The sequence below is a fragment of the Collinsella sp. 4_8_47FAA genome (assembly GCF_000763055.1).
Classification (GTDB): Bacteria; Actinomycetota; Coriobacteriia; order Coriobacteriales; family Coriobacteriaceae; genus Collinsella.
In genome coordinates, this window is the sequence record NZ_KN214135.1 from 22,925 (window position 1) to 28,621 (window position 5,697).

The window sequence follows — 5,697 nt, forward strand, 5'->3', positions numbered from 1 at the left end:
TCAGGTTCGACCGGCTCGCCCCGGCCGACCTGGCGCTGGCCATGTCGCACGTGAACTCCGAGCCCCGCGGCGCGCTCGGCTCGCGACGCCCGCGCGCGCCTTCAGGGCGATGCTCGGGGAGGACGCGGCGGCGCTGCTGGACGCCTACGGTGTGTGGGACGTGCCGCTCGGCGACCTCGACCTGACGCCGGGGCTCATCGAGAGGGCGCGCGCCGAGAGGGGCGATGCCCCGCTGGCCTAGCCTAGAAGGAAAAACGGAATAGACGGACCGACCGTCCGGCTGAGTCTGGGAAGAGGTGCCGGGCGGCGGGCGGAGCATGGCCACCGGACCTATCGAAACACATCTCCACCGTTCCATCAACTGGGAAAACGGCGCCCCCGGACCCCAGGAGGGGCCGCGGGGGCGTTCGGCTAGCTGCGGGAATGGCCTATTTGCTCAATGTGTTCGGCTGAGATCGGAAATCAACCCGCGGCTATTTTGGCAACTTTTCGAACAGGCGATCCTCTCGATGATTTTTTATCCCCGTCCCAGAAAAATCATCGACGAACGCACTACTTTGCGCTGGTAAGAACACCGGTGGTGTCGAAGGCCGGGGTGAAGCTCTCGTCTACCGCGCCGCCCTCTTGCCAGAACATCGTCGTAAAACCCAGGTCGTCGGCATGGTCGAGCACCTGCTCGTACTCCTCGCGCGTCACGGCACGCGCCAGGTCGCCGCCCTGCTCGCGCATAAGTGCATTGGGCGTGTACTGGTTCATGACCGAGATCGGCACATCGCCCACCGTCTGCCACACCAGGTCCAGCACGCGACACGAATCGTCTGCATGTCCCGGCAGTACCAGATGGCGCACAATCATGCCGCGCTTCATGAGCCCGCCCTCATCCACCATCTCTCCCCCGCGGCGCTCGATCTCGCGCGCCATCTGAGCCAGGCCTGACACGGCCACACGTGGGTAGTCCTTTATATGAGAGAGCGACTGCGCAAGCCCGGCATTGGCATATTTAAAGTCGGTAAGCCACACATCGACCAGGTCGCCCAGCGCCGCCACGGCACTCGCGCGCTCGTAACCACTCGTGTTGTAGACGATCGGGATAACCAGTCCGCGCGCCCGTGCCGCGGCAATCACGGCAGGCAACAGGTGCGCATAGTGCGTCGCCGTCACCAAATTGATGTTGTTGGCACCCTGGTCCTGCAGTTCCAGCATAATCTCGACCAGGCGCTCAGGCGAAATCTCAAGGCCAAAATTGCCGGTCGAGATCTCGTGGTTCTGGCAGTAGATACATTTAAGCGAGCAACCGCTAAAGAAGATCGCGCCCGAACCGGCCTCGCCCGAGATAGGCGGCTCCTCCCACATATGAAGCGCGGCGCGGGCCACCTTGAGCGTGTCGTTAGCACCGCAGACGCCGTGCGCGCCCTCATCGCGCGCCGCACCGCAACGGCGCGGACACAAATGGCAGGCGGGCGAAAAAAGTTCGGTCAACGACGTCGGCATAAAAACATGCTCCAAAACAACGATTCAGCAGCTCAAACGTAAAGGGCCAGACCGGGTAGACGGCTCCGTCCCTAAGGCGCCGTAATCGTCCGACACGATTTTTGTAATGTCAAGACTGGAATCGATAAAGTGCCGCTTTATGATGTAGTTATTCCGCCCCCCGCGGAGCAACTGGGTGAACCGTCGCGTTTATTTAGGGAGCCCACACAGTCGTGCCTAGTACAGGTATCCTTCGTTGTTAAGGACGCTGGAACAGTCGATGAGGGCACCCACCTGTTTTAGGTGGGTTCATTTTCGTAACGTGGGGGGTGGTTTTCTTTTGCCGAAAATCACCATACAGTCCATATGGATCCCCGCCGACATCCCGACAAGCCATCGACAACATTCCAATATCTGGTATGCGCGTGATAATCGCACGGTGCAAACCTCCGCACCCCCCTCGGTCGAGTATCATGGGACAGCTATGCCATTTCCGCGTAGCAACCTTTGACCTTTTCCTTCGACGCTTGGCGGTTTTTAGATTCATGGCTTCATCCCCGAGCTACATACCGTACCTATGCGTGGCAGCGGCGGCTTTTATCACGACCTTCCTCGCGGTGCCCCTGGTCAAGCGCTTGGCAATTAAGCTCGATGCCGTCGACTATCCTTCTAAGCGCCGCATCAACACCAAGCCCATCCCGCGTTTGGGCGGAACGGCGGTGTTTTTGGGCCTGGTCGTTGCCTGCATTGTGCAAATCCTAGGCACCTGGTACCTAGGCTGGCCACCCGTCCTGGTGCCGCACCCGCGCCTTCACATTAGCTATCCCATGCTGGCGCTCTCCTTTACCGTCATCTTTGCGACCGGCGCTATCGACGACGTCTTCCAGCTCACGCCCAAGCAAAAGCTGGCCGGACAGGTCCTCGCCGCGCTTATCGCCTGCATGGGCGGCCTGCGGATCGGCGTCATCGTCAACCCGTTTGCTCCCGGCGAGATCATGCTCGGATGGCTCGCCTACCCCATCACCGTAATCTATCTGGTGGCATTCACCAACATCATTAACCTCATCGACGGCCTCGACGGCTTGGCCACGGGCATCTGCGGCATCGCCTCGTTCACCATGTTTTCGATGGCCGTTCTCTCGGGCCGCATCGACGCCGCCGCGCTCTCCATTGCGCTCTTTGGCGCCTGTCTGGCCTTTTTGCGCTACAACTTCAACCCCGCAAGCATCTTCTTGGGCGACTCGGGGTCGCTGCTTCTGGGCTTTGCGCTGGGCTCCATCTCGCTGCTCAACGTGAGCCGCACCGCCGCACTCACCTCGCTTATCATCCCGCTCATCGTTGCCGGCGTGCCTATCATCGACACGTTTAGCGCCATCGTGCGCCGCAAGCGCGCCCACATTAGCATCGGGCAGGCCGACAAGGGCCACATCCACCACCGCCTGATCCAAGAAGGCTACAACCAAAAACAGGCTGTGCTGCTCATCTATGCCTGGTGCATTATGCTTTCGGCCGGCGCCGCCGCCATCAATCAGGTCGAGGTGCCCATGCGCGTGCTCATCTTTACCGTGCTTGCCATTGGCTCGGCGGCCTTTGCCAAGCACCTGCACCTGTTTGAACCCGTGCTGCGCCACCATTACAACAAGCGCACGCACGAGGACGAACTGGTCACCCCCGACGACCCCGCCTTTAAGCAGGAGGAGCAGGCAGCCGAGGAGCGCAAAGAAGAGCGCCACCACAAGCTCTAGGGCAAACTGCCGAGGATGTGCCAAGGCACCGTTAGCCAAGCACGGCCGCGCCGCACCCATCGCACATGCCGCACCACGCGCGTCCCTCTCCCGCCCCTCGCCTACTTACGCACCACCCCTCCAATAAACGCGTTATCATCTTGACCCATGAACATACGTTAGGAGCAATCATGCCAAACGAGAACAGCTACGAAGTCGCGCTGCAAAAGAGCAACGCCATTCGCGAGGGCCTGACCAAGACGCCCGAGAAGTTCACCATGCTCACCGGCGACCGCCCCACCGGCCGTCTGCACCTGGGCCACTACTTCGGCACCCTCAAGGGCCGTGTTGAGCTGCAGAACATGGGCGCCAAGACCAACGTGCTCATCGCCGACTACCAGGTCATCACTGACCGCGACACGACCGAGCACATCCAGGACAACGTGTACAACATGGTCATGGACTACCTTGCCTGCGGTATCGATCCCGACAAGACCATGATCTACGCGCACTCCGCCGTGCCCGCCGCCAACCAGCTCATGCTGCCGTTCCTGTCGCTGGTGTCCGAGGCCGAGCTGGCGCGCAACCCCACCGTCAAGGCCGAGATGGAGGCCTCGGGCCATGAGCTTACCGGCCTTCTGCTCACCTACCCGGTGCATCAGGCCTGCGACATCCTGTTCTGCAAGGGCAACGTGGTGCCCGTCGGTCGTGACCAGCTGCCGCACATCGAGCTCACCCGCACCATCGCCCGCCGCTTTAACAACCGCTACGGCAAGGTGTTCCCCGAGGTCGACGCGCTGCTGTCCGAGACCCCGCTGCTGCCCGGCCTGGACGGCCGCAAGATGAGCAAGAGCTACGGCAACGCCATCAACATCTCGATGACCGCCGAGGAAACGGCCAAGCGCATCAAAAAGAGCCAGACCGACTCCGAGCGCATGATCACGTTCGATCCCGAGAACCGCCCCGGCGTGTCCGGTTTGCTTTCGACGGCCGCCATCTGCACCGGTCGCTCCGAGGTCGAGATTGCCGAGGAGATCGGCATGGGCGGCTCCGGCCAGCTCAAGAAGTACGTGACCGAGGCCGTCAACGAGTACTTCGCACCGATCCGCGAGCGTCGCCAGCGCTACGAGAACGATCTGGACTATGTGAAGGACGTCCTGCACGAGGGCAACCGTCGCGCCAACGAGATCGCCGATCAGACCCTGGCAGAGGTTCAGGACGCCATGGGCATGGTGTACTAGACCGATCTACTGGCTTGAGCTTTCGATTGCTTTAGGGCGGGCGCTGCGGCGTCCGCCTTTTTTGGAGCCGGACCGCTTCGGCTCCGTCCATCGCACCCCCTCGACAAACAGGAACAGGCCCGCCGGCAGTTAGCTGCCAGCGGGCCTGTTCCCGAAGTACACCGTTGAATCGCACAGAGGGGAGGGATGCGAATCAAACTCAACAGGGCAGGCTTTTTCATCGCCTATTGCCTGCTCCCTTGCTGAAACCAATATAGTTCACCGTGGTTTACTTTCTGACGGCAAAGTACGCCGCCACACCTTCTCCATAAGTTAGCTCTGGTAAACCTACAGTGTAAAACCACCACAAAGGGGACAGGCGCCTTTGTGGTGGTTTTCGCCACGGAAGAACCGCTAGAGCCCGGCAGGCCAGCGACAGGCGGCCAAGTCGACGTGCATGTCGTCCTTAAACGCCACACCTTCCCCTAGCAAAAGCTCACGTTGAGCATCGGGACCGCCAAAAGCGAAGCCCTCGCATATGTGCCCGTCGGCAAACACCACGCGGTGACAGGGAATCTCGCCGGGGCGCGGATTACTATGCAGGGCATACCCCACGTACCGCGCACTTCGTGGACGACCGGCAAGCAGCGCCACCTGGCCATACGTGGCGACCATCCCCTCGGGGATCTGCTCGACCACCTCGTACACCCGTTCAAAAAAGCCCTCAGACGCCATTGCTCGCTCCCTTCCACCCGGAAAAGCATAAACCACCACAAAGGTGCCTGTGAACTGCCTCCCATTTCTTGGACATCGGGAAATGGGAGGTTTTCCATGAGTATAGACCTCAGGGTGAAGCACGACCTGGAGTCCAGGAGGCGGGCCGTCGAGCTCTTCGACGCCGGCGTCGGCTGCAAGCCGGCGGCCGAGGCCCTGTCCGTCCCCCGCGAGACCGTGAGAGAATGGCAGTGGGTATACCGGGCGTTCGGAAGCGAGGCGCTGCTGTCCATGGGCGGGAAACAATCCAGGTACACATTCGAGCAGAGGGTCGCCGCGGCGTCGGCCGTGGTCGACGGCGGGATGGCGAAGGCCGACGCTATGGCCGAGTTCGGGATCAGGTCGAAGTCCCCGCTGGAGCGCTGGTGCAGGCTCTACCGCGAGGGCGGCGCCGAGGCGCTGCGGCCCGCCCGAAGGGCAGGCCGAGGGGGTCGAGGTCGAAACCCCGGGCCCGCACCCGCGAGCAGGAGGTCGAGGAGCGCTGCCGCAGGCTCGAGGCCGAGGTCGCC

The 5,697-nt window shown here is 61.8% G+C and carries 5 protein-coding genes and 1 pseudogene; 4 read left to right on the forward strand and 2 right to left on the reverse strand.

Annotated elements, in window-relative coordinates:
• Nucleotides 1-241, forward strand: a pseudogene (locus tag HMPREF9463_RS11320) (hypothetical protein); the annotation flags it as partial.
• Nucleotides 242-552: 311 nt separating this feature from the next.
• Here HMPREF9463_RS11320 and HMPREF9463_RS03460 read toward each other — a convergent pair.
• Nucleotides 553-1,491 (reverse strand): radical SAM protein, encoded by a 939-nt coding sequence (locus tag HMPREF9463_RS03460; RefSeq protein WP_035137242.1) that lies wholly within the window; start codon nucleotides 1,489-1,491, stop codon nucleotides 553-555.
• A 524-nt stretch (nucleotides 1,492-2,015) separates the two neighbouring features.
• On the opposite strand from HMPREF9463_RS03460, the gene HMPREF9463_RS03465 reads away from it, so the two are divergent.
• Both HMPREF9463_RS03465 and trpS read left to right on the forward strand, forming a co-directional pair.
• Nucleotides 2,016-3,215, forward strand: coding sequence for an MraY family glycosyltransferase (locus HMPREF9463_RS03465; protein WP_035137243.1), 1,200 nt, complete (start codon nucleotides 2,016-2,018; stop codon nucleotides 3,213-3,215).
• Between the two features lie 170 nt (nucleotides 3,216-3,385).
• Complete coding sequence (trpS, locus tag HMPREF9463_RS03470) at nucleotides 3,386-4,435, forward strand: tryptophan--tRNA ligase (RefSeq protein WP_035137246.1); 1,050 nt, start codon at nucleotides 3,386-3,388, stop codon at nucleotides 4,433-4,435.
• A gap of 393 nt (nucleotides 4,436-4,828) precedes the next feature.
• Here the strand turns inward: trpS and HMPREF9463_RS03475 are convergent, their stop codons facing one another.
• The gene (locus HMPREF9463_RS03475) at nucleotides 4,829-5,149 is read right to left on the reverse strand and encodes an MGMT family protein (protein ID WP_035137247.1); all 321 of its coding nucleotides are present in this window, start codon (nucleotides 5,147-5,149) and stop codon (nucleotides 4,829-4,831) included.
• Between the two features lie 96 nt (nucleotides 5,150-5,245).
• Between HMPREF9463_RS03475 and HMPREF9463_RS03480 the strand changes: the two genes are divergently transcribed.
• A partial coding sequence (locus HMPREF9463_RS03480; protein WP_232219743.1) for a helix-turn-helix domain-containing protein occupies nucleotides 5,246-5,697 on the forward strand: 452 nt, incomplete at its 3' end.

Excerpts from the sequence above, each read along its gene's own strand:
- HMPREF9463_RS03460 (WP_035137242.1), bottom strand. The coding sequence starts at position 1,491 with ATGCCGACGTCGTTGACCGAACTTTTTTCGCCCGCCTGCCATTTGTGT.
- HMPREF9463_RS03465 (WP_035137243.1), top strand. The coding sequence starts at position 2,016 with ATGGCTTCATCCCCGAGCTACATACCGTACCTATGCGTGGCAGCGGCG.
- trpS (WP_035137246.1), top strand. The coding sequence starts at position 3,386 with ATGCCAAACGAGAACAGCTACGAAGTCGCGCTGCAAAAGAGCAACGCC.
- HMPREF9463_RS03475 (WP_035137247.1), bottom strand. The coding sequence starts at position 5,149 with ATGGCGTCTGAGGGCTTTTTTGAACGGGTGTACGAGGTGGTCGAGCAG.